This is a genomic window from Sphingobacterium sp. ML3W (assembly GCF_000747525.1).
Classification (GTDB): domain Bacteria; phylum Bacteroidota; class Bacteroidia; order Sphingobacteriales; family Sphingobacteriaceae; genus Sphingobacterium.
Window position 1 is genome coordinate 4458887 of sequence record NZ_CP009278.1, and the last position, 26819, is coordinate 4485705.

23 protein-coding genes are annotated in these 26819 nt (G+C 35.5%); 8 read left to right on the plus strand and 15 right to left on the minus strand.

Going from position 1 to position 26819, the window contains the following annotated elements; all coding sequences use genetic code 11:
- Positions 1 to 28: 28 nt before the first annotated feature.
- Both lptB and KO02_RS19145 read left to right on the plus strand, forming a co-directional pair.
- Entirely contained in the window at positions 29 to 769 is a 741-nt protein-coding gene (gene lptB, locus KO02_RS19140) for an LPS export ABC transporter ATP-binding protein (RefSeq protein ID WP_038700897.1), read from the plus strand.
- Positions 770 to 786: 17 nt separating this feature from the next.
- Complete coding sequence (locus KO02_RS19145) at positions 787 to 2301, plus strand: GH3 auxin-responsive promoter family protein (RefSeq protein WP_038700899.1); 1515 nt, start codon at positions 787 to 789, stop codon at positions 2299 to 2301.
- 63 nt (positions 2302 to 2364) lie between these two features.
- Here the strand turns inward: KO02_RS19145 and KO02_RS23850 are convergent, their stop codons facing one another.
- Positions 2365 to 2505: a hypothetical protein gene (locus KO02_RS23850; protein WP_158500318.1), complete on the minus strand. Its 141-nt coding sequence runs from the start codon at positions 2503 to 2505 to the stop codon at positions 2365 to 2367.
- Between the two features lie 382 nt (positions 2506 to 2887).
- On the opposite strand from KO02_RS23850, the gene KO02_RS19150 reads away from it, so the two are divergent.
- Complete coding sequence (locus tag KO02_RS19150; RefSeq protein WP_038700901.1) at positions 2888 to 3958, plus strand: branched-chain amino acid aminotransferase; 1071 nt, start codon at positions 2888 to 2890, stop codon at positions 3956 to 3958.
- Between the two features lie 104 nt (positions 3959 to 4062).
- Here the strand turns inward: KO02_RS19150 and miaA are convergent, their stop codons facing one another.
- From miaA to KO02_RS19175, 5 genes are all read right to left on the minus strand, one after another.
- Positions 4063 to 4977 carry a tRNA (adenosine(37)-N6)-dimethylallyltransferase MiaA gene (miaA, locus tag KO02_RS19155; RefSeq protein WP_038700902.1) on the minus strand — a complete coding sequence of 305 codons (915 nt, stop codon included), beginning with the start codon at positions 4975 to 4977 and terminating at the stop codon, positions 4063 to 4065.
- Positions 4977 to 5567, minus strand: a complete 591-nt coding sequence (locus tag KO02_RS19160) for an IS1096 element passenger TnpR family protein (protein WP_038700904.1) — start codon at positions 5565 to 5567, stop codon at positions 4977 to 4979. Before KO02_RS19160 ends, miaA begins: the two co-directional genes overlap by 1 nt.
- A 68-nt stretch (positions 5568 to 5635) precedes the next feature.
- Entirely contained in the window at positions 5636 to 7069 is a 1434-nt protein-coding gene (locus KO02_RS19165) for a CCA tRNA nucleotidyltransferase (RefSeq protein ID WP_038700906.1), read from the minus strand.
- A 115-nt stretch (positions 7070 to 7184) separates the two neighbouring features.
- Complete coding sequence (gene pdxA, locus KO02_RS19170) at positions 7185 to 8240, minus strand: 4-hydroxythreonine-4-phosphate dehydrogenase PdxA (RefSeq protein ID WP_038700908.1); 1056 nt, start codon at positions 8238 to 8240, stop codon at positions 7185 to 7187.
- 51 nt (positions 8241 to 8291) lie between these two features.
- Entirely contained in the window at positions 8292 to 8795 is a 504-nt protein-coding gene (locus KO02_RS19175; RefSeq protein WP_038703013.1) for a GNAT family N-acetyltransferase, read from the minus strand.
- 165 nt (positions 8796 to 8960) lie between these two features.
- On the opposite strand from KO02_RS19175, the gene rsmA reads away from it, so the two are divergent.
- From rsmA to KO02_RS19195, 4 genes are read left to right on the plus strand one after another with little or no spacing between them, the layout of a single operon-like run.
- Positions 8961 to 9740: a 16S rRNA (adenine(1518)-N(6)/adenine(1519)-N(6))-dimethyltransferase RsmA gene (gene rsmA, locus KO02_RS19180; RefSeq protein ID WP_038700910.1), complete on the plus strand. Its 780-nt coding sequence runs from the start codon at positions 8961 to 8963 to the stop codon at positions 9738 to 9740.
- A 28-nt stretch (positions 9741 to 9768) separates the two neighbouring features.
- Complete coding sequence (locus KO02_RS19185) at positions 9769 to 10644, plus strand: hypothetical protein (RefSeq protein WP_038700912.1); 876 nt, start codon at positions 9769 to 9771, stop codon at positions 10642 to 10644.
- Between the two features lie 15 nt (positions 10645 to 10659).
- Positions 10660 to 11820: an FAD-dependent monooxygenase gene (locus KO02_RS19190; RefSeq protein ID WP_038700914.1), complete on the plus strand. Its 1161-nt coding sequence runs from the start codon at positions 10660 to 10662 to the stop codon at positions 11818 to 11820.
- A complete protein-coding gene (locus KO02_RS19195; RefSeq protein WP_038700916.1) occupies positions 11817 to 12746 on the plus strand; it encodes an NAD(P)-dependent oxidoreductase in 930 nt (309 codons plus the stop codon). The genes KO02_RS19190 and KO02_RS19195 overlap by 4 nt, the downstream gene beginning before the upstream one ends.
- A 21-nt stretch (positions 12747 to 12767) precedes the next feature.
- On the opposite strand, the gene KO02_RS19200 is transcribed toward KO02_RS19195, so the two are convergent.
- Positions 12768 to 13637 carry a UbiA family prenyltransferase gene (locus KO02_RS19200; RefSeq protein WP_038700918.1) on the minus strand — a complete coding sequence of 290 codons (870 nt, stop codon included), beginning with the start codon at positions 13635 to 13637 and terminating at the stop codon, positions 12768 to 12770.
- Between the two features lie 180 nt (positions 13638 to 13817).
- On the opposite strand from KO02_RS19200, the gene acs reads away from it, so the two are divergent.
- Positions 13818 to 15734 carry an acetate--CoA ligase gene (acs, locus tag KO02_RS19205; RefSeq protein WP_038700919.1) on the plus strand — a complete coding sequence of 639 codons (1917 nt, stop codon included), beginning with the start codon at positions 13818 to 13820 and terminating at the stop codon, positions 15732 to 15734.
- A 144-nt stretch (positions 15735 to 15878) separates the two neighbouring features.
- Here the strand turns inward: acs and KO02_RS19210 are convergent, their stop codons facing one another.
- From KO02_RS19210 to KO02_RS19245, 8 genes are all read right to left on the minus strand, one after another.
- Positions 15879 to 16310: a PH domain-containing protein gene (locus KO02_RS19210; RefSeq protein ID WP_158500319.1), complete on the minus strand. Its 432-nt coding sequence runs from the start codon at positions 16308 to 16310 to the stop codon at positions 15879 to 15881.
- Positions 16311 to 16647: 337 nt separating this feature from the next.
- The gene (locus KO02_RS24270) at positions 16648 to 16779 is read right to left on the minus strand and encodes a hypothetical protein (protein WP_262506674.1); all 132 of its coding nucleotides are present in this window, start codon (positions 16777 to 16779) and stop codon (positions 16648 to 16650) included.
- A 466-nt stretch (positions 16780 to 17245) separates the two neighbouring features.
- Positions 17246 to 17506 carry a hypothetical protein gene (locus KO02_RS19220; protein ID WP_038700925.1) on the minus strand — a complete coding sequence of 87 codons (261 nt, stop codon included), beginning with the start codon at positions 17504 to 17506 and terminating at the stop codon, positions 17246 to 17248.
- A 185-nt stretch (positions 17507 to 17691) separates the two neighbouring features.
- On the minus strand, positions 17692 to 18705 hold the full coding sequence (locus KO02_RS19225) for a hypothetical protein (RefSeq protein ID WP_144243361.1): 1014 nt from the start codon (positions 18703 to 18705) through the stop codon (positions 17692 to 17694).
- Positions 18706 to 18765: 60 nt separating this feature from the next.
- Entirely contained in the window at positions 18766 to 20085 is a 1320-nt protein-coding gene (locus KO02_RS19230; protein WP_081918434.1) for a DUF4302 domain-containing protein, read from the minus strand.
- Positions 20086 to 20089: 4 nt separating this feature from the next.
- A complete protein-coding gene (locus tag KO02_RS22980; RefSeq protein ID WP_051960070.1) occupies positions 20090 to 21508 on the minus strand; it encodes a substrate import-associated zinc metallohydrolase lipoprotein in 1419 nt (472 codons plus the stop codon).
- Between the two features lie 10 nt (positions 21509 to 21518).
- Positions 21519 to 23015 carry a RagB/SusD family nutrient uptake outer membrane protein gene (locus KO02_RS19240; RefSeq protein ID WP_038700930.1) on the minus strand — a complete coding sequence of 499 codons (1497 nt, stop codon included), beginning with the start codon at positions 23013 to 23015 and terminating at the stop codon, positions 21519 to 21521.
- A 12-nt stretch (positions 23016 to 23027) separates the two neighbouring features.
- A complete protein-coding gene (locus KO02_RS19245; protein WP_038700932.1) occupies positions 23028 to 26732 on the minus strand; it encodes a SusC/RagA family TonB-linked outer membrane protein in 3705 nt (1234 codons plus the stop codon).
- Between the last annotated feature and the right edge of the window lie 87 nt (positions 26733 to 26819).

The window sequence follows — 26819 nt, forward strand, 5'->3', positions numbered from 1 at the left end:
TGTTATCTTGAGTTAAAATACTTATCAAATGATACTAAGAGCAGAGCATCTCATCAAAAAATACAAACAACGGACTGTTGTTAACGATGTTTCTTTCCAAGTAGAGCAAGGCGAAATTGTTGGGCTTTTAGGTCCAAATGGAGCAGGAAAGACGACTTCTTTTTATATGATCGTCGGATTGATCAAACCCAATGAGGGTCATGTCTATCTAGATGACCAAGAAATAACACAGGATGCGATGTATCAACGTGCTCAAAAAGGAATTGGTTACCTTGCTCAGGAAGCATCCATCTTCAGAAAACTATCTGTCGAGCATAATATCTTATCTGTACTGGAGATCCATTATCCGAATAAAACAGAACGTCTCGAAAAACTGGAAGAACTACTTTCGGAATTCAGCTTACACCGAGTACGCAAAAATAGAGGCGATTTATTATCTGGAGGTGAAAGACGCCGAACTGAAATAGCACGCGCATTGGCTGCAAATCCATCATTCATTTTATTGGATGAACCTTTTGCAGGTGTAGACCCTATTGCTGTTGAGGAAATACAAACCATTGTAGCCAAACTTAAAACACGAAATATAGGTATTCTAATTACCGATCATAATGTACAGGAAACTTTATCGATTACAGATAGAGCCTACTTATTGACTGAAGGAAAAATTATGCTGACGGGAACACCTGAGGAAATTGCTAGTAATGAAATGGCTCGTAAATTCTATTTGGGACAACATTTTGAACTTCGTCGCAAAAAGCTACATACCTAACATTAATTCTCTTAAATATGGCAATATTAGACTCACTATTCGCTTGGTTCATGAAGAAACGTATTCATCAGATTGAACTCTTCATGAAGTATCCACATGATGTACAAGAAGAATGGTTTCAAAGTTTAATATCATCAGCTGAAGCAACGGAATGGGGAAAGAAATATGATTACAATAGTATATTAACACCCGAAGAATTTAAAAATAGAGTTCCAATTCAAGATTACAACTCGTTGAAGCCCTATATTGATCGCATGATCAAAGGGGAGCAAAATATTTTATGGCCTTCTGATATTAAATGGTTTGCCAAATCATCTGGTACAACATCCGATCGAAGTAAATATATTCCTGTAAGTGAAGAGTGCCTTACTGAATGTCATTTTCAAGGGGGTAAAGATATGCTGACCATCTACTTCAACAACTGTCCGGATAGTCAAATATTTGCCGGAAAATCGGTCGTATTAGGGGGTAGTAGCCAAATCAATAGCTTCAGTTCAGATTCTTACTACGGTGATTTATCTTCCATCCTCTTACGCAATCTTCCATTTTGGGCGGAATTTAAAAGAACCCCGAACTTAGAAGTTACCTTATTACCGGATTTTGAGGAGAAAATAGAAAAAGTAGCTCATATTACCATTCACGAAAATGTGACTAATTTGGCTGGTGTTCCTACTTGGAACATTGTACTGGCGAAAAGAATTTTAGAAATAACAGGTAAGGATAATCTACTAGAGGTCTGGCCAAACTTACAGTTTTACACGCACGGTGGTGTCAGCTTTAAACCCTATCGCGAACAATTTAAAAAGCTGATTCCTTCGGATAAAATGTATTACCTGGAGAATTATAATGCCTCTGAAGGATACTTCGCACTTCAGGATTTATCCGACTCGGAAGACTTACTTTTAATGCTTGATTACGGAATTTACTACGAATTCCTTCCTATTGAGCATTTATATGAGGAAAACCCTAAAACTTTAGGGTTGCATGAGGTAGAACTCCATAAAAATTATGCTTTGATAATTTCTACGAATGCTGGCTTATGGCGTTATTTGATTGGTGACACTATTAAATTTGTATCCCTGTCACCTTATCGTATCCAAATCACCGGACGTACGAAACAATTTATCAATACTTTTGGGGAAGAATTGATCGTCGATAATGCGGAAGATGCGATTAAACAGGCGAGTGAGCTTACCCATGCAATAGTAAAAGATTATACCGCTGGTCCAATCTACTTTAAAGAAGGTGAGCCGGGTGCACATGAATGGATTATTGAATTTGAACAACAACCGGATAACTTTGAAAGTTTCTGTAAAATATTGGATGAAACGTTAAGAGCTATTAACTCGGACTATGATGCCAAACGTTATAAGAATATGGCATTACAATTTCCGGTTGTTCACAATGCTCCGACCCATACATTCTTTCATTGGATGAAATCAAAGGGCAAACTTGGAGGACAAAATAAAGTCCCAAGGTTATCTAATAATCGTGATTACTTAGAACCTTTGTTAACGATATTAAAAAAATAGGAACGATTTCTTAATATCATTCCTATTTCTTAATTCTTTAAAACCTGAAAAAGAATGAAGTTCTTATGGTTTAATTGCCGTTTTATAAAGGAATACAAGAAAACCTAAAATAAAATTTAATGAAAATCCTTTTTTAGTGACTGCAGTATTTTCATCAAACTCATCCTCTTCCAATGCATTATTTTTACTGTTTACTTTCTGCATGGTTCTATACGATTAATTTGTTTTATTGAATAAATGATTAGAAATGTGTACCCGACAAAATCCACATACCTAACACACTGTAGATTACCTACAGGTGATTTCAAATAACATGCCATACAATGGTTTCTATATTAATTCATATAAATTTAATACGGATGAAATTTAATCACACAATAGCTATTAGGAACGGATAAAATTAAATCCATATAGATGAGGTAAACTGTAAGCTGTCTATAAAATAAAACGCAATCTCCTAAAAACTAGACAACTTTGCTAAAACATAATCAAAATTAAGCTTTTTGAATAAAAAACGGAATAACAATTGGTTTATCACTCAAATTCATAGTTTTTTTCATACTTTAGCATAAGTAATTTAAATATAATGAGCGCGACAGAAAATTATTCAATTCGCGTAGAGCCCACACAACAATCGAGACTCTCGCAAGTAGATTTTAACAATCTAAAATTCGGAAAAATATTATCCGACCATATGTTGGTCGCAAACTATGAAAATGGAGCATGGACGGACGTCAGTATTGTTCCATATGGCGAAATTAGTATTAGCCCATCTATGTCAGCACTTCATTATGGTCAAGCAATCTTTGAAGGTATAAAAGCCTACAAATTTCAGGATGGCACCATTAGTGTTTTTCGTCCTGACAAAAACTGGGAAAGATTCAACACTTCTGCAGCTCGTTTAGAAATGCCAGAAGTACCTCAAGAAATATTTTTAGATGGTCTAAAAAAACTATTAGCAACAGACAGTAGCTGGGTCCCTAATGCACCTGGAACTTCGCTATACATCCGCCCATTTATGTTCGGTACAGAGCCTGCATTGGGCGTACACCCATCTAATTCCTATAAGTTTATCATCATCACAAGCCCTGTGGGTGCATACTATAGTACGCCATTAAAATTAAAGGTGGAAACGCATTATACACGTGCTGCTGAAGGTGGTGTTGGTTTTTCAAAAAACGCTGGTAATTATGCATTATCATTATACCCTACGCGCTTAGCAAATGATGAAGGTTTTGACCAACTGATGTGGACAGATGCATCTGAGCACCAGTACATTGAAGAAGCTGGAACAGCCAATTTAATCTTCCGTATCGGAGACAGCATCATTACTCCTCACGGTGATACGATCTTGCACGGTGTAACGCGTCGTACCATTATGGAACTCGCAAAAAAATGGGGCTATAAAACTGAACAACGTAAGGTATCGGTAAAAGAATTAATTGACGGAATTAAAGCTGGTGTTGTATCTGATGCATTTGCAGCAGGCACTGCAGCGACATTAACGCCTATTGCAACGATCGGTTACGAGGGAGAATTATTCCAATTACCTCCAGTAGAAGGTCGTGATTTTTCGCAAAAAGTATTATCCTACTTAGATGATTTACGTTATGGTAGAATTGCTGACGAATTTGGTTGGAACATGATTGTTGAATAACAACATGTAACCACAAAAAAACGCTAGATTATTTATGATAATCTAGCGTTTTTTGTTATTAACACAAGTTATCCACATTATGTTAATAACTTATGTGAAAACGTTTATAACTGTAAATAGTCTAGGATACCTTGTTTATCCGTAGCATCAAACCACCTAGTATCTTGGTCTTTTTTAAACCAAGTAAGTTGTCTTTTCGCATATCTTCTGGAGTTTTGCTTGATTTTATCAATTGCTGCTTCCCAAGAAACACGCTCTTCCAAAAAATCGAAAATTTCGGAATACCCCACAGTCATCAAAGCTGGCTTAGCCTGATAAGCAACTAATGCTTTAACTTCCTCTAAAAGGCCTACTTTTATCATTAAATCCACACGTAAATTAATACGCTCATATAAAGTTGCACGCTCCATATTCAGCCCAATGGTAATAATATTAAAAGGCCTTTGAGCTTTTGTATTTTGGAGAAAGCTAGAGAAAGGTAGACCTGTTGTTTCATATACTTCCAAAGCTCTTATAACGCGTTGTACATTTGAAATATCGACCTGATCGTAATAAATAGGATCCACTTCCTTTAAGTAAGTTTGTAGGGTGCCTATTCCCTCTTCTTCAAATCGTTTATTCAGCTGGTCACGAGTTTCAGGTAATGCCTTTGGCAGATTATCCAAACCTTCACATACTGCTCTAACAAATAACCCCGAGCCTCCGACCATGATAACGACATCTTTCGTTTGAAACAAAGTTGCTATTTTCGCCAATGCATCTCGCTCAAAATCACCAGCAGAGTAATCTTCTTCAATTGAATGGGAGTTAATAAAATGATGGGGAGCTTGACTTAATTCATCTGGCGTTGGTTTGGCAGTACCAATACTCATTTCACGATAAAATTGTCTCGAATCTGCAGAGATAATTTCTGTATCAAATTGCTTTGCAAGTTTAATTGCCATAGCAGTTTTCCCTACCGCTGTAGGTCCTACTATGGCAATTAGCGTTTTTTTATGGTGTTTTATTAAATCCGACATTAATATTCGTCAAACGAACCACTACTCTCTTCTTCAGATTTTTCTCCTTCTTCCTCTTCATCCTCCCCGTCGAATAAATCAAATTCTTCATCGTCATCCACACCATATTGTGTTTCATCGACTAAAACATCTTCTTCATCGTCATCTTCTAAAGGATCCTCAACTGGGAAATTGGCTGCTGCCAAAGATTTTGGTGCAATACCAATCGTTTTAAAAACTACTGGATATTCTTTTCCTTCTTCCTCTTTCAAAATTTTAATCAGCTCCACATGAAATTCATATGGTCTATCAAAATTATAGATGTAATAAAACTTCTGGTGAGGATCATCGATAAACTTACTTAAACGAATATTTTCCATAAGTAAAACACCGTCTGAAACTTTACGAGCAATCGGTAAGAGCGCAATTTCAGTTCCTTTCTTCCATTGATCATTGCTTACATAGAAGGACGATGTAAGGTCAGCTTCATAAGAAGTTGTCTTATGGATCGCCTCATGTAATTCTAAAAAAGTTTGTTTTGAAAGCATATCGATTTCTCTATACACATCCTCATAATCTTCAAAAGTGACTCTGAATCTATAAATAGCCATTTCTAATATTCGTTTTGTTTGTTAACAAGATGAGCCTCAATTAAGTATTGAAGCGATTGAATTATTTTTTATTTAACAGTTGTATTCAAATCCCATGCCTTTCTAATAGTCAAGCCTAAATCTTCTGCTTTATTGACCATAAAATGATAGGCTTCAATCTTGGCATTAGGTATTTCACCTTCCAAAATTGCTTCGCGAATAGCATTTTTCATTTTACCTACCTCACGTCCTGGACCAATACCAAATACTTCCATAATATCTTCTCCTGAAATCGGAGGCTGCCAATTTCGGATTTGATCGCGTTCCTCGACATCTTTAAGCTTTTGCTTAACCAATTCGAAATTCTGACGGTACTTCTTCTTTTTATATTCGTTTTTTGTCGTTACATCGGCATGGCACAATTGCATCAAGGCATCAATATCATTGCCTGCTTCAAAAAGTAATCGGCGTACAGCAGAATCAGTAACGATATCTTGTGCCAATACTATTGGTCTTAAATGCAATAGAACAAGTTTTTGAACGAACTTCATTTTTTCATTCAACGGAAGCTTAAGCTCTGCAAATAATTTAGGAACCATTCTAGCTCCTTTATCTTCATGGCCATGAAATGTCCATCCTAGCTTCTTGTCAAATCTCTTGGTCGCTGGTTTGGCAATATCGTGCATGATAGCCGCCCATCTTAACCATAGGTCATCTGTAGTTTCGCACACATTATCCAAAACTTCTAAAGTATGGTAGAAATTATCTTTATGTCCTTTCCCCTCTATGATATCGACACCGTAAAGGTTTTGCATTGCAGGGAAAACTAATGGCAAAAGGCCAGTATCAAATAGATATTTAAAACCAATAGAAGGCTTTTTCGACAAAATTATTTTATTAATTTCATCAATGATCCGTTCTTTGGAGATAATACGAATACGTTCTTTCGTATCTGTAATTGCTTGAATAGCTTTGACATCAATTTTAAAATTCAACTGAGTGGCAAAACGAATCGCACGCATCATACGCAAAGGATCGTCCGAAAAAGTAACAATAGGATCTAATGGTGTACGCATGGTACCCAATTCAATATCTTTGACTCCATTAAATGGATCCAAAAGCTGTCCATAATTATGTTTATTCAACGAAAATGCCATTGCATTGATGGTAAAATCGCGACGATTTTGATCATCTTCCAACGTGCCATCTTCTACAATTGGTTTTCTGGAATCACTGCGATAGGACTCTTTACGAGCCCCCACAAATTCGACATTTAAGCCCTCATAAACTAGCATTGCTGTTCCAAAACTTTTGTAGACAGCAACTTTAGATTTCAACTTATTCCCTAAAGCTGTAGCAAATTCAATTCCACTTCCTACAACAACAATATCTACGTCATTATTAAAGGGCCGTCCCATAATACGATCGCGCACATAACCGCCAATGACGTAGCACTCCGTATTTGTTTTCTCGGCTAACTCTTTAATGATTGGAAAAATAGGATGTTGTAAATTATCACTCATAGCATGAATCTAGGTCCTTAAAAAAACACTAGGATGCAAAAGTAAGGAATTTATTATAAATAGACATTAGTCTTGTGATATAAGCACACAAGACTAATGATTATGGTATTTCTTCTTAATCACGATCTCTAGAAAGCTTACGAAAAGCTAAAGGATTTTGAGATAGTTCTTCTTGTTCACGACGACGCTTTACAATATGAACCGCTTGAAATAGCGCTTCCATAAAAGATTCGTGAGCCGCAACATTCTGTCCTGCGATATCATAACCTGTACCATGATCCGGAGATGTGCGGACAATGGGAAGGCCAGCGGTGAAATTAACGCCGTTTCGCTTGGCTATATGTTTAAAAGGTATCAATCCTTGGTCATGATACATGGCTAATACCGCATCAAATTTTTCATATGCATGATTAGCAAAAAAACCATCAGCAGGGTAAGGTCCAAAACAAAGCATTCCTTTCTCTTTCGCCTTTTCTATAGCTGGTCGAATAATCAGATCATCCTCAGTACCTATTACGCCATTATCGCCTGCGTGAGGATTAAGACCTAGCACGGCAATTTTTGGTTTTTGAATCCAAAAGTCTTTTTTAAGACTTTCATGCATCAATTCCAATTTATTTAAAATAGATTCTTCTGTAATATGCTCGGCTATATCTTTTACAGGGATATGTCCCGTAACTACACCAACCCGCAACTCTTCACAGATCATGAACATCAACACATCATTCGCTTGTGTCTTCTCCTGTAAGTATTCTGTATGTCCTGGAAAATGAAATCCTTCTTGCTGTATATTATGCTTATTAATAGGAGCCGTCACAAGTGCATCAATTTTCCCAGCATTCAAGTCATCAACAGCTTTTTCCAATGAAATAAAGGCATACTTTCCGCCGATTTCATTTTCTTCTCCTAGCGTAATCTTAACATCCTCTTGCCAACAATTGATCATATTGGCACGCTTAGGATTGGCTTGTTCAGGGTCATTGATGACATTAAAACTAAAATCATTGACGCCTAAAGCTTTTCTATGAAAAGACGCAACTTTTGTATTACCGTAAACAATCGGAGTAAAAAATTCTAATACACGATTGTCCAATAAGGATTTTATAATCACCTCCAATCCGATACCATTGATATCGCCTACTGTAATACCTATTTTTAATTTGTCAGCCATAGTAAAAAATGAAATTATTGACTCAAAAGTAATTAAAATTATATGAAATACTCAAGCATCAATTGAAATATCAATTCGTTTAAACAGCATATGCTGTAAACCATATCTTCCATTTTTATAGCTACCTGTATCCAGGTAGCCCATTTGTCGATATAATTGGTAAGCATTTACATTATCGATATTCACTGTGAGTACAATCTCGTCTATATCTTCAGATAATCCTTTTACAAAGTGATCCAGAATAATCAATGCCTGTTTTGCAATTCCCCGACCTTGATAAGCAGGATTTAAAGATAATCCTCTCAATAATATTGAATTTGGATTACCCGTTACGAGAAGATGATCCTTAGTACGATCTAATACGAAAAACCCAACGGGTTCTCGTTCGTATAAAATCGTTATTGGGAATTTATTCTTGATTTTCTGAACCCCATCGACATTAATATTTTGATGTACCGTTTTAGTAAAACGAACCTGACTCTCCTCTAATTCATAAGACAATCGTTTAAAATGTCGATCATCATAATGCACAAGAGATACTGTTGACAAATCCATACGCATTATCTTACCTGTTTATTATCCTCTACAAGTTAAGTATTATTCCTCAATAAATAATTTTCGATGGAAGCGAAGAGATCGATAGCTTGTTTTTATTATATGACTTAATTAAAATTGGGAATAAAACAAATTTATCTAAGTTTGTACCAAATACGATCACATATGAGTACAGTAAGAGCAAAAAAACATTTAGGACAACATTTTTTGAATGATAAAAATGCAGCACAAAAAATAGTTAATGCATTGGATCCAAAGCTAGGGTTCACGCAGGTACTAGAAGTGGGTCCTGGTATGGGTGTTCTTTCCGATTTCCTATTGCAAAATGATGCATACGAAACATGGATGATTGATGTTGATGATGAGTCAATCGAGTTCTTAGCGGATAAATATCCACAATTGGAGCACCGCTTAATTCATGGTGATTTCTTAAACTTAGATTTCGCACAGCATTTTGGAGAAAAGATGGCCATTATTGGTAACTTTCCCTACAATATCTCTTCTCAGATTTTATTCAAGATCTTGGATGAACGGAATCGTGTTGTACAGATGACGGGTATGTTTCAAAAAGAAGTAGCAGAACGTTGTACAGCAAAATCTGGTAGCAAAGAATACGGTATTTTGAGTGTTTTTTTACAAGCTTACTATCATGTGGAGTATCTATTTACGGTAAAAGCTGGTGCTTTTAACCCACCTCCAAAAGTACTTTCTGGCGTGATTCGTATGACTAGAAACGAGCGTGCAGCATTAGATTGTGATGAGAAGCTATTTTGGCGAGTCGTAAAATCGGGGTTCAATCAGAGACGAAAAACATTGCGAAATTCTTTATCAGCAGTTGTTCCAAAAGATAAAATGTCAGACAACCCGCTTTATGAATTGAGAGCAGAACGACTGACAGTCAATGACTTTATCGTACTAACAAATGAAATATCTTCTCAACTTTAAGTAAAATCATAATTTAACCTTGATTAATATGGGTCTGAACACGACTTTTATGTATGTAGCTTTAGGTGAAAAATTCACATATCACCTTCAGACAATATTCAGTCTACTCAGTATAGTAAAATTTAAAAGTGACCCAACTAAATATGTGGTCTATACCGATCATCCGGAATACTATAATTGGTTATCACCATTAATTGAAATTCGTGAGATTGATACGCCTACATTTGAAAAGTGGATAGGCCCTACACAATATTTCTATCGGACCAAAATTAAAGCCATGCAAGATGCTGCATCTAAAGACGATGGGCATCTTGTATTTTTAGATAGTGACACCATGGTCATTAGAGATTTGACGAGTCTGATAGAGCAGCTTTCAGCTGGCCAAAATTTCCTTCATGTGAAAGAAATGCTCATGTCCGATAGGCATATTACAAATGAGCATAAAAGAATGTGGAAAATCATTCAAAAGACAGAAATCAATCATATCTTAATGGATGAATCCATTCGCATGTGGAACTCAGGTATCATCGCGTTAAATCATCAAGATAAAATCAATTTATTAGATGAAGTACTTTTATTTAATGATACGCTATGCGAGCAGAATATTGTCTGTCGTGTAAAAGAACAATTTGCATTCTCAGTAGTTTTAGAGAAGCACGGAAATCTAAAAGTTGCTGACGCATGGATACTGCACTATTGGGGAAATAAAGAGGAATGGCATCAAAAAATCCTAACATATATTTGCCCACAGTTACTAGCGGGTATGACGCCTGAAGAAGTTGCCTCAAGTATCGATCTAAAAGAATGGACGAAAATACCCTATCATAGACATGTGTCGTCCTTTAAAAAACAACTTTTAAAATTCAGCGCTAATAAAAAAGATCGTATCTTGACCATTGAATAATTAAAGTCGCAGTGTGTGAAAAGGTTTACCATCATCGGTGGCGGTGTTGCAGGATTAACGGCAGCAATTGGCCTCAATAAAATTGGCGTACAAGTATGCATTTTTGAAGGTGCAAAGGCATTAGCGGGCATTGGAGCTGGATTTGGCTTAGCAGCCAACGCCATACAAGCGCTAGATTACTTAAACCTCAAATCAGGGGTTACTCCTTTAGGTCACTATTTAGAGCATTATAATATTTTAGACGAGCGTGGCAGAACTCTGGTATCTCCAGAAACCAAAGCAATAAGCGCACAGTATAGTCAAGATAACTTTGCTATACACCGTGCCGATTTACACCAATTTTTATTGCAACAAATTGAACCGACAGACCTACATCTAGGGAAAAGAGCCTTTAAAATAGAGCGGCATGATGCGGGTATTGATATTTTCTTTGAAGATGGGACCATGCATCAAACCGATTTCCTAATTGTTGCCGATGGTGTGAAGTCCAAAATACGTCAACAACTCATTCCGAATGCCACACCACGCTATGCAGGATACACCTGTTGGCGAGCAACCATAGAGAATACAAATATAAACCTCAAAATTGGATCCGAAACATGGGGCAGCAAAGGTCGTTTTGGAATGACTCCACTTGTTGGGAACAAAATCTACTGGTATGCTTGCATCAATGCAGCAGAAAACAACACTCAATATAAAAATTATACGGTCAATGACTTAAGGCACAATTTCGCGTCGTACCATCAACCCGTGGCACAAATTTTAGATGGTACAAAAAATGAGCAGTTGATCTGGAATGATATTATTGATATCGAGCCTTTACAACATTTAGCTTTTGGACCTATTCTCCTTATAGGTGATGCCGGTCATGCAACGACGCCTAATATGGGACAAGGTGCCTGCCAAGCGATCGAGGATGTGGCTGTTTTGGTCGACGAATTACAGAAAACACAAGATGTCATAGTCGCTTTCCAGCATTTCGAAAAAAGAAGATTAAAAAGAACGCGCTATATTACAGAAACTTCTTGGACAATAGGTAAAATAGCCCAATGGACAAATCCGATTGCTATTGCTACTCGAAATGCTTTGATGCGTATCTTGCCCGAAAAAATTAAACAATATAAATTGAAAGCACTTTTAAGTGTTGATTTTATGAACATAAATAATCATTCATGAAAACAAATGTATTAATTGTTGATGATGTCCATTCAGTCCTAATGGAAAAACTTGAACAGCATGGTATTAAGTTCACTTACAGCCCAAACTTCACGCGTGAGGATGCTGAAAAAGAAATTGGATCCTATACAGGCTTGATTATCAGGTCTAAATTTCAAGTGGACCGCCAATTCATTAATCTAGCTCATAATCTTCAGTTTATTGCACGATGTGGAGCGGGCATGGATAATATCGATGAAGCTTATGCCGAATCGAAAGGAATCAAACTAATCAGTGCAAACGAAGGAAATCGAGATGCTGTGGGTGAACACATGATTGGGATGCTCCTATCTTTGATGAACCATTTAAACAGGGGGAATCAGGAGATAAAAACGGGTTTATGGCGTAGAGAATCCAACCGTGGATATGAATTGAAAGGAAGAACTGTGGCACTCATTGGCTACGGTCATAATGGCCAAGCTATGGCCAAGAAACTCTCGGGATTTGATGTTAACGTCATTGCTTATGACAAATACAAAACTGGATTTTCAGATCAATATGCCAAAGAAGTTTCGATGGAAGAAGTTGTCAAACAAACTGATATTTTGAGTTTTCACATCCCACTAACCAAAGAAACGAAAGGACTTATCAATGATGAATATTTGTATCATTTTCGCAAACCCATCTTTTTTCTTTTAGGTGCACGTGGTGGAATTGTTCAAATTCCTGCCGTATTAAAAGCTATGGATGAGGGCAAAATTATCGCAGCAGCGTTTGATGTACTTCCGGTAGAGAAATTCCCCGCACTTCAAGAGCAACCTTGGTTTTCAGATTTAGCGAGCAGGGATAATGTTTTGCTAAGTCCGCATGTAGCAGGCTGGACATTTGAAAGTTACTACAAACTTTCGGATGTAGTGGCGGAGAAGATTATTTCCCTTTTGAAATAATCTTTCCCCTTTGGCTTTAAATCATGCAAAGCATTGTACCAGTACAACAACAAGGAATTGGAGTACCAAACTAACATCTAATAAATAAGCATAGTGGTAATGCTCATTGGTCTTAAAGACCAAAAACCTTAATAAGAGATAAATTATTGCATTGGTAAGCAGAAGCCCAATTTTGAAAACCAATAGATAAGGTGCTGCTAAGATAAAGAGACTATGTACACCCAGAAGCAAGTAGCATAGTCTTTTGGCCCGCCCCTCCCCTAACATACTCGGCAATGTTCGTAAGTGATAATAAGAATCCTGTTTAATATCACGAATATCAAAAGGCAAAGTACAGATAATCAGAAATATGAATTTCAAAAACGCGAGATAATACAGTAGTTTGGTGTTCACAAAAACCGCATTACCATACAGTTCAATATAAGGAAGAAATACACTGCTCAATACCCAAACCAATGCGATATGAAATATTTTCATAGCAGGAACTTGTCTCAATCCCCCCCATCGACCATGCAGCGGAATAACAGGAAGGCTATAAAGTACACTTACAAAACCTATAACCCCTAAAAAAAAGATAACATATGGATGTATATGAAATAAACACCACAGACAAATTAACGTCGCGATGATCGTATTTATCCATAATAAGCGTTCATACTTAAAAACCCACCTTGTCCGAGCATAAACAGATAACTCAGGAGACTGAGGTTTTGATAAGATCAAGCTGAAATTATAGAGTGCAAGCGTAGCTGCCCCTTCAATCAAAACGATATAAAAATCAATTTCCTGACCGAGTATAATGTACGTGAGTACACATTGAGAGCCTGCGGCCAAAGCAATTAGTACATTACTGAAAATTGAAAAATAATACACCTTTTTTAATACATCCATACTAATCAATCCATTATATCATCAGCAATATAACAATAGTGTTATAAAAAAGTTAAATTTCAAATTATAAATTTTATAAATTGCCAATTGTCGCAAAAAAAACTAAATTAGCTGATTCCAAATGAACTTGTTTAATCAACCAAATAAGTTTTTTGGTATCTAAATTAATAAAACCAAAATATGAGTCTACAAATCAAATCGTTTGAAGAATATCAAGAAGTTTATAAAAAAAGTGTGGATAATCCGGAAACTTTCTGGGGAGAGATAGCGGAAAACTTTTTTTGGAAAAGAAAATGGACAAATGTTCTGAATTGGAATTTCACAGAGCCTAATGTGAAATGGTTCGAAGGTGGTAAATTGAATATCACAGAAAATTGTCTAGATCGTCACATCTATAATTTAGGAGATAAGCCGGCTATTATTTGGGAACCAAATGATCCAAATGAAGAACATCGAATTTTATCTTACAAGCAACTATTACAGAAAGTTGAGCAATTTGCCAACGTTTTAAAAAATAATAATATCCGCAAAGGAGACCGTGTCTGTATCTATTTACCGATGGTGCCCGAACTGGTTATTGCAACATTGGCATGTGCACGTATTGGTGCTATTCACAATGTTGTTTTTGGAGGATTTTCGGCACAATCTATTGCAGACCGCATCAATGATGCTGCTTGTAAAGTCGTCGTGACCTCTGATGGTAGTTACCGTGGTACAAAAGTATTGGAATTAAAAAGTATTGTTGATGATGCTTTGATGCAATGTGAATCGGTAGAACGCGTAATCGTATTGACGAGAACGCGTACTCCTGTATCCATGATCAAAGGTCGTGATGTATGGTGGGAAGATGAAATCAAAAAAGTAGAAACGCAAGGAAATCCTGCATGCCCGGCTGAAGAGATGGACTCAGAAGATACCTTATTCATCCTTTATACCTCAGGTTCTACAGGGAAACCAAAAGGAGTAGTCCATACAACAGGAGGCTATATGGTCTACACGGGCTATACTTTTGCAAACGTTTTCCAATATCAACAAGGTGAAATTTATTTCTGTACTGCAGATATAGGCTGGATTACGGGACACTCGTATATTGTTTACGGACCACTTTCTCAAGGAGCTACTTCATTAATGTTTGAAGGTACACCAACATATCCAGATGCTGGTCGCTTATGGGATATCGTAGACAAGTTTAAAGTAAATATATTATATACAGCACCAACGGCTATCCGTTCATTGATGGCCTTTGGAGATTCGTTTATAGATGGTAAAGATTTGAGCAGTATCCGTAAGCTAGGGTCTGTTGGAGAGCCTATCAACGAGGAAGCTTGGCACTGGTATAATGAGAAAGTGGGTAAAGGAAAAGCTCCAATTGTTGATACCTGGTGGCAAACTGAAAATGGTGGTATCTTAATCGCTCCTATGGCCGGTATTTCACCAACCATACCAGGATATGCCATGTTACCATTACCAGGGGTACAACCAGCATTGATGGATGAAAGTGGAAAGGAAATTGAAGGAAATGATGTTTCTGGAAATTTATGCATCAAATTCCCGTGGCCAGGTATGTTACGTACGACTTGGGGTGATCATGAACGTTGCCGCCAAACTTATTTTGCTACTTATGAAAATATGTACTTTACAGGTGATGGTTGTTATAGAAGTCCAGAAGGTTATTACAAAATCACAGGCCGTGTCGATGATGTATTAAATGTATCTGGACACCGTATCGGAACAGCAGAAGTAGAAAACGCCATCAATATGCACTCCGATGTTGTAGAATCTGCAATTGTAGGTTACCCACATCCCGTTAAAGGACAGGGAATTTATGCCTATGTTATTGCGAATCATCACATCGATGAAGAGAGCACGCGTAAGGATATTATGCAAACCATCACCAGATTGATCGGTGCTATTGCGAAGCCAGATATTATCCAATTCGTTTCGGACCTACCGAAGACGCGTTCTGGAAAAATCATGCGCCGTATCCTACGTAAAATTTCTGAAGGAGAAACTTCGAATCTAGGGGATACCTCTACTTTACAAGACCCTACGGTGGTGGATTCCATTATCGAAGGAGCTAAAAAACTGAAAAAGTAAGTTTGATTAACGTTTAAAAGAGAGCCGTCGGTTAAATCCGAGGGCTCTCTTTCTATTATGAAAGTTATTTCGAATTAATTACCAATTGTAATCCAACTCCTAGCATCACTTACAGATACTAGATCATATACTTTATCAGCAGTTTTAATTTATCTTTCCAGCTAGCTCAATACTTGGGTTAATTTCACATAACTGTTTAATAAAGTCCACTTGATCTTTGGGATTGACAAATACATCTTGAAAGTTACCATAATGAATCAATAGACCTTTCTGCATAGGACTAAAAATTCCTATGCCCCAGAAATGTGTATAGGTTTCAATCTTACGAATTGTAGTAATGTCGATATCAATCTTACCATTAATTGATCTACCTTGAAATGTTTTTCCATCAATTTGATATGCTGGGAATAAAAAAGTAAAATACCATACTACCACTGACAGACATCCAAATAATATCAGACCAAGGTATCTTCCTTCCTTCAGCGAGGGGTATGATAACCAAATCGTAAAAGTGACCATAAGAAGTCCCCAAAAGTATCCTATTGGTGTATTCCGTGATTTATATTTTATAACCATAAGAGTATATTGCTTAACTTCTATTTTTTTTTGCATAAAATGCCGTAAGCGCCTATCCGAATCTGTTTTATTTCAGATGAAACGGAGTTATTTATTTTGATATACATTTCAAAAACTTACTTACTATTTACTTGAAAATTATATTTCAGAACAATAAAGTCGCCATATATGTGCATAAATAAAATTCCATAATTTATCAATTCATTCTTAACATAATCCAACTACAATGTAACCAATGATTGACAGGATTCTGTATAGAGCTTAATATTCGCTCCATTCAATTAATCGACAAGTTTATAACCTCATTTTCCATCTTACTAAACAAAATCTCTTCCAGTTATTCTTTTTCATAAACACTATCTAATGGTGAACCATATTCATTTACCTCATCACGGTCTAACCAAAAGGTCGCTAATAAAAAAAATTGGCACCAAAAATTCAGGTTGACCTGCAAATAGTTCAATTTCATAAGGTTTTACTAAACATCTTTTTCAGGAAAATGCAGCTTGACAATCACTCTTGGAAGACTTTCTATCATTAAGTTAAAATTATTAGTTTTGAAACTACGATACCAAGCGTCCGTTATTTTATGCGCAATTCACAGTAAATAAAAAAGATAATTTAAAAACTGTTGCATGATACTATATCAAATTCATTACTTTATAATAGTAGCATTTCAAAATGGAAGTTTAGATAAGTAATTTCAATGTTATTTTTTAATTAGCTTAGAGTTTGCAATAAATTTATAGTTACTTTCAATATTAATTCTGATTTGTTCAATACTTAAGGGTGTTGGTTCGACTAATTTACTATTAGCATTATTATATAGTAGAATTCCTTCATAATACACCGGTACGAAAAAGAAATTACCAATTGATAACTCACGTTTGAAATAATCAATATCATACATGAAGAAGTTAATATCAGGCCGTGATTTAATCCTCCGCTCCAACTCTTCTGCCAGTTGATATTCTTTTATATTGGTTTTTATTGGTAATAACTATTAGATCATAACCGCAAATGTAAAAATAACGAATGCCGTCCTTTACATAAACCTGATCTTTATAATTCCCTCTTGCATAACTACCATACAGGATAATCATATCAGGCGACACAAAGTCATTTATCACTTGTTTAATGGCTTCAATCTCCTTAAGCTTATGCTCGGATAATGTTATGGGCAATTGAGTATTCATACCCTAAAGATACAGATTAGCAACCGAAAGACAATAAATCTAATTACAATTTACTAACAGCTGCGTATCAATGCAATCCTACATCAATTAGTTAAAGCCAAAATTAAAGAATCTCCGAAACAATAGATATTTCGGAGATTCTTTAATTTCAAGACTTTTCGAGTCGTTTTTTCTAAAAAAAGATTTTATAAATTTGGAACTGGCGTCGGTACTGGACCAGAAGGTAATCCACACCCGTTGAACGGATTATTTAATGGGGGTAGGGTGGGATATGGACAAGTTACACAAGAAGCTATAACACGAGTATCAATACAAACTCCATTTACGATTTCATAAACAGAAGAATCATTATTTGTGTAAAAACCACTTGGTAGAATACACGTGAAATTTACGTCTGAATAATACAAATTATTATTGGAAAATATTTTTGTTGAATGCGCTGGTGTACGACCACTAATGATCATTTCAATTCTCACCAAGCTTTCACCGAATTTAAAATTATCTATTCCTATATTAGGTATTTTAAAATGAGGAATATCCACCCCCCCAGGATCAGTTCCAGAGTTTGGTGTTTCAGTAGTTACATCAAAAGGTATTGCAGGTATTCCGCTATTAATACAGTTTTTTTCAATACAATCAGCTGCGGCTACAGTATAACAACTCTGCATTCCAAATGCACAAACTATTTTACCTACAGTTCCCAGTGCATACAGTGTTTTTTTAGCGCATTCTATTACACCTGCAAATGAACACTCATTTTCTAGTCCTCCAGAAGAATTAGGTACTCCAATAATAATATTTTCAACTCCATTAGTAATAATTGATTTATAAAATATTTCGCCATTTACTTTAAATACAATTTCACCATTGATATTTGAAATGTTTTGATTAACATAATTAGTGAGTTCACTTTCAGTTATTGCTGATGGAATATTTAAATTTAAACTTAATTGAGATTGTACTATTGCTTGTTGTGGAGTTGGTGTTGTTTCATTACTACTTATAATGGATTTAAGGTTTAAGATAGTTTGTTTCGAAGGGTAATTATTTACCGTTTCGGTTATTTGTAATGAGTCATTTTGCTTGCACGAATAGGTTAATATTGTTGTAGCAAGGAGACAAATGATCGCCATCTGAATTGATTTTAGACGCTTCATATTTTTTAAGTTAATTATGCTTGGTATATAATTATTTTTCAAATACAGGGAAATTATTATGAGAAAGTACACAGAACACTTTCTCATAATTTAATTTCATTTTTATTGATTTTTGCCTGTAAACGTAAAATTGGGATGTTCGATACTGTTAAATTGAGACAATATCTGACCTGTGGATGTGTCAACAAAGTACTCCATTTTAAATGTATCCGTATTAATTCTTTCTTGTAAGAATTGAGCTAGAGATACATATATAGCAGCTTCATTTCCACCTGCAGGTGGTATAATGTTAAATTTAAACTTTCCATCAGTCAACGTATAGGTATAATTATAAGTCAATGTTGTTGAAGAAGTTCCATAAGTAAGATTAAATACTATTGCTAACCGCTTATTCACTGTGTCAAAATTGAAATTAATTGTTCCCAAAACTAAAGGTGATCCTGATATATTCCAACCTCCAAGTGCTGATTTAATTGCAGCCCTTCTAGTCACAAAATCAGAGCTCCAACCAGCATATGTAGTTGCATTTTGAACGACAACCTTAGTAAAGGTTTTTCCTAATGCATTTAAATAAGGCACAATAGACGTCGTATTTGAACTTACTTCATAGGTCTTACCATCTCTGTCAATAGCAGATATAGTATTACCCTCCCATATAAAACTAGTTAAATAAACATTGTTAACTAATACCCCGTCGAGCACTTCTATTCCATCAATCGAATGATAAATTGAATTAGAGATAGATAAATACGAATCATCGGATTGTAAAGAAGTAAATTTAACAGATTTACTAATGAAGTCAAATGAAAATTCTGTTTTTTGTCCCCCGATTGTGATCGTTGTAAATGGATTCAAAGTAAAGTAATTTTTATTTTTGGCTATACCATTCTTATATGATCCATCTAAATAAGATTTTTGCTCTAATTCTGTTGCTTTAATCAAAATTAAAGAATTCAAATATTTTTTACCGATGAATATTACCGAGTCTCCTGAAATACGATCAAAATTAAATTCAATATCGCTCTGATAACCTTTCCCTGCTACACCTCCAGCTACTCCAGGTACAGGATCTTGCATCAAGGTAATATAATTATAGGTATCAAAAATTAATGACGCTGTGGAACCCCACTTTACACGATAAGTAGATGCTACAGATTTTGTTGCTGACTCGTCAGAATAATCACTTAACATTGTTAATTTATCATCTTCGCCAAACTTAATATAAAAACCATATCCTCCTTTGGCATTAGTTCCCATGCCAGCAATCCATCCATATGGTGCTGAAACTAATGCTGATTTAACCTCAGCAAGTTTTTCACCAATTCGCTCTTCTGGCGTCGCTTCGAAAGTAAGATCGGTTTTATCTTTGCTACAGCCCATAAATAGGACCGCAGCAAAACATATATATACTATTCTTTTCATAAGATTATTTTAAAACAACTGGTCCATAAAAATAGTTACTCGCTACACCTTTTTCGTAAAAACCTCCATAAGTTCTATACAAAGGAGAAGAAGGGGTAATTGTTGATGGTAACCAATCAGCGATAAACATTCTATTGGTCAAATATGGTAATAGATTTGCTTCAAATCCGTCATTAAATATATCCCCATTAGTTCCATAAAAAGTACCATTAAGCGTAGATTTTGTAAATAAAACCTCCCAAGTAGTCGGATTGATATTCATACCAAAATAGAAATCTGCACTATAATTAGTTGTTGCAGTAGAGCTCGTTCTAAAACCTATACGAACGACAACATTTGAAGCATCAGTAAATCTAAATTCAATATAATCGATCACTCCAGCAGGAAAAGGATTCACAGTATTTACTCTAAATGCCGCTTGAAGATTAGCTACTATATTTTTGAATGTCGCCGGGTCACCGTATTTATTCAAGTAAGGCGCATTTACAGTATAACGAATTGTCGAAACTTTACTATTTATCAACCAATTTGACAATGATTGAGAAATATCAACAGGATCAACAGCATTATAATTGTCTGCTAAAGATTTCTGCACAGCCGCTTGCAAAATTTTGAAATCAATATTATAATAATCCTTAAAATATGATGTAACTAACTGCTCTTTTGCTCTTAATTTTGAAGCTGCTACTGCATTTGTTGTAGAACAGTAATTTTCAAAAGCAATCTGACCATCGACTAAAAGAAATGAAGTCATTTCGGCAAAATCTTCTCCGAAAGAACTTCTCGAATATCGAGTAATAAAACCTAAACTCTTTGCAACAGCAGCTGTGTTGGCAGCACCAGTCCAGTCAGATGTATAATCTGCTTTAGAAATTTGTTCAAAAGCTGGAGGTATAACTATATTCTGATTTAAGATGTGTGTAAACTCATGGTGAATAGTATGTATAGGACGCTTAACTTGATCTGGATTAGTAAAATCTAAGCTATTTAATTCGTATAATACTATTCGTCTACCATTATCGGCTGTACCTAATGTAATCGATCCATTATCATTATAGGATGGCGAACCATAAAGCACAAATTGCTTTGGGGTATATTTTTTAATAAAGGCCTTTCCTGCAACCTCTTCATAGGTCTTCAAAAATGTCTTCAATACAGCATCCATCATCGGTTGTACTTTTTCAAAATAGACCGGCGAAATATCACGATTGACATCTGTAAAATTTCGTTCAAAGCGATAAACGACTTCAATATTATAAGGGTCAACAAAGGATGTTGTCAACCAATTATCAATTTCGTTATTAGCAGTAATATCTGAATTATATTTTGTTAAATCAACATCCAAGTTGTCTTCATCTTTGGTACAAGAAACAACATTCAATATCATCAATACAGCTATAATAGAATAAAATATCTTTTTCATAAAAATAAAATTATCTCGGGTTTAATTCTATTCCTGCAATCTTGGCATCTTGAGGAATTTGAAACATACGACGATTGTCATCAGGATCTAATGTCACAAATGTCTCTGATCCATCTACCGCCAATTGATTGTGTACTACTGGAATTCTATGTCTTAAAATATCAAACCAACGCATACCTTCACACATCCATCCAACTTGTTTAAATTGCAGGACTGTTTTTATCAATGCTTCTTTATCATCAGTAACATTAAAGAAAGCTTTTGATTTATCTACAGTAACCGCATGGTTTGTTGAATTAAAATTTGTAATACGAACACTTGCAAATTGGTTTAGATCTTGCAATGCTTCACCATAATTACCTTTTTGAATGTACGCTTCAGCTCTATTCATTAAGCCTTCGTCTGCAATAAATAAGGGCTGCATAATATAAGGGAATCCTATACCTGCGGCTACATTAGAATAATAAAAATATTCTTTAAAGACATAAGTAGTATAATTACCATCAGACCATCTAAGACCTTTATTATAAAAAGCGGCCCCCGCAGCAGTATTTCCATTATATATATTCTGAAAAACTGTCGTCCCAAAACCATAGCGTGTATTCCCTCCAATATTACTCCGCTGATAGGTGCTATAAGTATTTGCTAGTAAAATATTATAATTCTTATCTGCTTTGGTTAACTCAGTTCTAAAATCTTCTGAAGTATAATTTCTAAAAGTACTATTCCATGGACGCAATGACGTCAGGTAATTTCCGTTTGGAACAGCTAGATTAGCATGTTCAATAACTTTATCCCAGTCACCTTTAAATAAGAAAAAACGAGATGCAAATAGATGTGCTGCAGCCGGGGTAAAATGATATTTAGGAACCTGCCAAACTCCGCCATTTAACAATGCAATCCCTTCTTCTAAATCTTTTTCAATCTGCGCATACACTGACGCCACTGTTCCTCTTTCGTATTTGGCAAGAACAACAGTTTCTGGCTCCAAAACATAGGGAATTCCTGGTGAACTATTATCTTTTCCAATTTCGTAAGCTTTCGCAAAAAAAGTAACAAGCATAAAATGAGCATATGCTCTAGCAATCAATGCCTCACCCTTATATGGAAGTACTTTGTCTCCAAAATCGTTTTCTTGGATAGCTTTAAGAGCCTGGTTTGCATTATTGATACCTTCATAACAAGAGTTCCAGTAGATAGTCGGTGTATTATTACCATCATCACTAATATCTTTCCAATTATATAAACTGACAAAAGGTTCGTCATTATGCCCTACAGAGGGCCCCTTATCTACAGCATTATCTGAATAGGTCTCTGCCATCGCTAAATAATCGCGTCCAGGATATGCTGACCCAACTAGTTGTGCCACCTTTTCAACTGTATTTATATCGGTACGCATGTCAGGATATTCATCCAAATATTTATTACACGAGGTAAAAATAAAAGTACTTGCTAATAAAACTGAGAATACTTTTATATTTGGTGTTTTTATTTTCAATGTTTTCATGATTTTTAATTTCTAAAATCCAACTTTTAATGAAAGCGTATATTGTCTTGGTATAGGCATAGCCACCCCTCCATTATTAAAAAACTCTGGATCCGCCCCATTTAATTTCTTATCTGAATAAAGTAATGCAACATTATTTCCAACAAATGCTAACTGCGCATTTGCAAGTTTTAATCTTTGCGTAAAACTTTTTGGTAACTGATAAGAAACACTAATATTTTTCAATCGTACAAAATCACCCTTAGCAACACGTTCTGTTGAATAATTATAAGCATTATAAGGATAGGTAGCATTAACTGAACTTCCATCAGAAGCGACAACCCGTGAATCCGTGGTGAACCGATCCAAAATAGCAGGAATATTTGTTATAAGTTCATCTCCTGGCATAATCCAGCGATTAACAATATCAGTAGACATTGCAGTTAAATCATCATAATTCGAAGATATAGTAGGTTGAAGACGTACATAGTTACCTGTTGCAAATGTAAACAATGCAGACACTGTGAAATTTTTGTATGCAAATTGATTAAAGTAACCTCCTGTAAAAGTAGGATCCGTTGGCCCTTCATATTTTAAATAGTCAATATCAGTATCTTGTAACCAAATCGATGTTTCGTTACGTTCGCCTAAACTTCCAACAAAAGTAGGGTAACCATATTGAGAATTTAGTCCATCAAACTGAAGGGAATAAAGCCCTCTTTGCGCATTTCCTTTTAAAGGTGCACCTTCAGCTCTAACGAGTGTCCAAATATTTTGATTGATGTCTAAGTTTGTTACCTCATTTTTGTTTATTCCAAAATTGAATTGAGTACGCCATCTAAATCCATCCGTATTTTTGATAGGGCTTCCGCCAATTGTTAACTCTACCCCATGAGCTTTCATCTCACCATAGTTAGCAACTTTCTCATATTCACCACCAATACCAGATGTACGCAAAGGACCAATTAGATCAAAAATATTACGCTTATAATAATCGAAGGTTACATCAATCTTTTTAAATAAGGAAAGGTCTGCTCCAATATTGAATTCGTAAAGTTTTTCCCAAGTCAATTCCGAGTTTTCTAAACCTGAATTATAAATCAGTGATTCTTTCTCATTCTCATAAGGTCTTTTAGATAAAGTACTATAGAATATCGCTGCTGAATTTGTAGCATTACCCATACTTGCCACTAAACCATAAGTACCTCTAATTCTAGCTCCAGAAACCACAGACTCGATGGGTTGAAAAAACTTCTCTTGATCAATATCCCATGCTCCAGAAACATTCCATGTCGGCAACCAGCGTGATGTTCGTGATTTACCCATTAAATTTGAGCCATCATATCGAACAGTTCCATTTATACTATACTTACTCTTATAAGCATAAGCAGCACGAGCAGCATAAGCAACGAATCGATCTTTACTATATCCCATTCCAAAATATGGATCTCCTCCTTCTGCTGCCTTTTTAAAATATCTATAATTGGTATTAACTAATCCTGCATTATCATACTGATAGCCAACACCATCATAATCTGCAAATTGTCTATCTGTATAGCGTAACTCCATTGATGTAAAAACATTTAAGCGATGATCTTCGTTAAATGTTTTATCAAACTCCAGATTATGTCTAAAATAATAATTCTTAATATTATTAAGAGTTGTATTGTAAAAACCACCCTCAGGAAGTACTACGACAGCTTGTTCATTTGGATAGTCAGGATCGGGGTATAATAGAATATTACCATCATTAACAGTAGGATTTGCGTTAGCTCTAAATCCCTCAGCCATATTGGAATTATCTTGCACATGATGCTGGCGTTCACTTTTAGCATATCGATATGATCCATCTGCAGAATAGGTTAAATACGGTAAGAATTTATACTTAATACCTCCTTGAGCTTTTAAATCTAACATGGTCAATTGCATGAAATTATTCTCTAACTCATTCAATATATTAAACGGAGCATAATTTCTAGTGAAATATTCTAAACTACCATCTTCATTATAAGGGGTAATTAAACGACTCGTATTTAATGCATAAGAATAAGGATTAATATCAAAATCTCTTGAATATTTACCATATACCGGATCCGATTGTCTCGTTAATGTTCCTGGTGTTTGTTGATCTCTAATTGAACCATTCACCAACAATTCCACACTAAATTTATCACTTAGCTTAAAATTGTTACGCATATTGGCCGTATATCGTTTTACATTATCACCAATAGTCATTCCATTATCATTCATAAAACTCGTAGAAAAGTAAGTCTGTGACTTTTCAGTACCAGAATTTACACTGATAGAATGCTCTTGTAATAATGAATTTTTAAATAAAACATCAAACCAATCCGTATTTGCCTTAGCATAACGCGTCAGATAATTTAAACGATCCTGTTTTGTGTTTTTTAAAGCAAACGAATCTGTATTGGGATTATAATCATACATTTGATTATACATCTTATAAAAGATACCACCATCTTTTGCATTAGCAACAGCGCTATGACTATAGTAACCCTTATTTTCCATTTCAAGCAAAATAGACATTTGCTCTGCAGAATTCATAATGTCAAACTGATTGTAGTTAGGCTTTAAATATGTTGTAAAGTTTCCAGTGTAACTCACATTTGGCTTTCCATCTGTATTTCGTCCTCTTTTAGTATTGACAACAATTACACCATTCATGGCACGTGCACCATACATAGCAGTTGCAGCAGCATCTTTCAAGATAGTAAATGACTCAATATCATCCGGATTTAATCCAGCAACTGATGAGCCAATTAATGTATTGGCATCTCCCGTTGATAGGGCTTCATTAGAAATATTAACCACATCTTCTAAGATAATTCCATCAACAACCCATAATGGTTTGTTATCTCCTGAAAGTGATGTCGCCCCTCTTACTCTTATCTTAGGTGCAGCACCAAATGTTCCTGAAACATTTTGAACAGATACACCAGCAACTTGACCTTCTAACATTCTAGAAACATCAGGAACTCCGCTACGCTCTGCATCTTTGGCATTTACTTTACTTGTTGCACCTGTAAAAAGCTTACGATCGATATTCTGATAACCCGTAGATATTACGTCAACTACTTCTAGTTGCTGATCCTTACGATTCATCGTAATCGAAATAACTGATTTACCTTTTAAAGGTACTTCAATTGGACTAAATCCAACAAAGCGAACCAATAGAACAGCATTTGTTCCAGCATTGATTTTGAATTGGCCATTTCCGTCCGTGCTCACGGAGGTATTCGTACCTTTAACAGTTACACTAGCTCCACTCAGCGGCTTTCCTTCTTTATCCTTTACAGTTCCCGAAATGGAATTCTGTAACACCTCGTATTTCACTTCACTATGATTAACCAGGTTATTATTAATGGTAATCGTATTGGCAATAACCTTATAAGAGTAGTTATTCTCACTTAAAACTTCTTGAAGCGCATCTTCAAGACTTACATTCTTTAAGTTTAAACTAATGCGTTTAGCCCCTCTTGTAACATCATCGCTATAAAGAAAACGATGCTTGGTCTGCTTGCCAATAGCTGATAACGCATCCTCTATCTTAACATTCTTAAGATTCAGATTAACTTTCTGGGCAATACCCTTGGCTTGGACACCCGTTACGAAAGCAAACATCAAAAAGGTACTAATTTTCATAATACGTAAAGGTTTGCAAAATAGCGAGTCATGAGAGTCCCATGGTCGCTTTTTGCCAAATGGTAAGTTATTCATACATTTACATTTGGTTAATGAGTTAATTTATCTGGTTAGCTTCTTTAATTAAGAATAGATACAGGGATGCTGCAACATCTCTGTATT

Excerpts from the sequence above, each read along its gene's own strand:
- KO02_RS19185 (WP_038700912.1), top strand. The coding sequence starts at position 9,769 with ATGGGTCTGAACACGACTTTTATGTATGTAGCTTTAGGTGAAAAATTC.
- KO02_RS24270 (WP_262506674.1), bottom strand. The coding sequence starts at position 16,779 with ATGAAATTGAACTATTTGCAGGTCAACCTGAATTTTTGGTGCCAATTT.
- lptB (WP_038700897.1), top strand. The coding sequence starts at position 29 with ATGATACTAAGAGCAGAGCATCTCATCAAAAAATACAAACAACGGACT.
- KO02_RS19160 (WP_038700904.1), bottom strand. The coding sequence starts at position 5,567 with ATGGCTATTTATAGATTCAGAGTCACTTTTGAAGATTATGAGGATGTG.
- KO02_RS19195 (WP_038700916.1), top strand. The coding sequence starts at position 11,817 with ATGAAAACAAATGTATTAATTGTTGATGATGTCCATTCAGTCCTAATG.
- KO02_RS19200 (WP_038700918.1), bottom strand. The coding sequence starts at position 13,637 with ATGGATGTATTAAAAAAGGTGTATTATTTTTCAATTTTCAGTAATGTA.
- KO02_RS19145 (WP_038700899.1), top strand. The coding sequence starts at position 787 with ATGGCAATATTAGACTCACTATTCGCTTGGTTCATGAAGAAACGTATT.
- KO02_RS19230 (WP_081918434.1), bottom strand. The coding sequence starts at position 20,085 with ATGAAAAGAATAGTATATATATGTTTTGCTGCGGTCCTATTTATGGGC.
- miaA (WP_038700902.1), bottom strand. The coding sequence starts at position 4,977 with ATGTCGGATTTAATAAAACACCATAAAAAAACGCTAATTGCCATAGTA.
- KO02_RS19220 (WP_038700925.1), bottom strand. The coding sequence starts at position 17,506 with ATGAATACTCAATTGCCCATAACATTATCCGAGCATAAGCTTAAGGAG.
- acs (WP_038700919.1), top strand. The coding sequence starts at position 13,818 with ATGAGTCTACAAATCAAATCGTTTGAAGAATATCAAGAAGTTTATAAA.
- KO02_RS22980 (WP_051960070.1), bottom strand. The coding sequence starts at position 21,508 with ATGAAAAAGATATTTTATTCTATTATAGCTGTATTGATGATATTGAAT.
- KO02_RS19245 (WP_038700932.1), bottom strand. The coding sequence starts at position 26,732 with ATGAATAACTTACCATTTGGCAAAAAGCGACCATGGGACTCTCATGAC.
- KO02_RS23850 (WP_158500318.1), bottom strand. The coding sequence starts at position 2,505 with ATGCAGAAAGTAAACAGTAAAAATAATGCATTGGAAGAGGATGAGTTT.
- pdxA (WP_038700908.1), bottom strand. The coding sequence starts at position 8,240 with ATGGCTGACAAATTAAAAATAGGTATTACAGTAGGCGATATCAATGGT.
- KO02_RS19240 (WP_038700930.1), bottom strand. The coding sequence starts at position 23,015 with ATGAAAACATTGAAAATAAAAACACCAAATATAAAAGTATTCTCAGTT.
- rsmA (WP_038700910.1), top strand. The coding sequence starts at position 8,961 with ATGAGTACAGTAAGAGCAAAAAAACATTTAGGACAACATTTTTTGAAT.
- KO02_RS19165 (WP_038700906.1), bottom strand. The coding sequence starts at position 7,069 with ATGAGTGATAATTTACAACATCCTATTTTTCCAATCATTAAAGAGTTA.
- KO02_RS19150 (WP_038700901.1), top strand. The coding sequence starts at position 2,888 with ATGAGCGCGACAGAAAATTATTCAATTCGCGTAGAGCCCACACAACAA.
- KO02_RS19175 (WP_038703013.1), bottom strand. The coding sequence starts at position 8,795 with ATGGATTTGTCAACAGTATCTCTTGTGCATTATGATGATCGACATTTT.
- KO02_RS19210 (WP_158500319.1), bottom strand. The coding sequence starts at position 16,310 with ATGGTTATAAAATATAAATCACGGAATACACCAATAGGATACTTTTGG.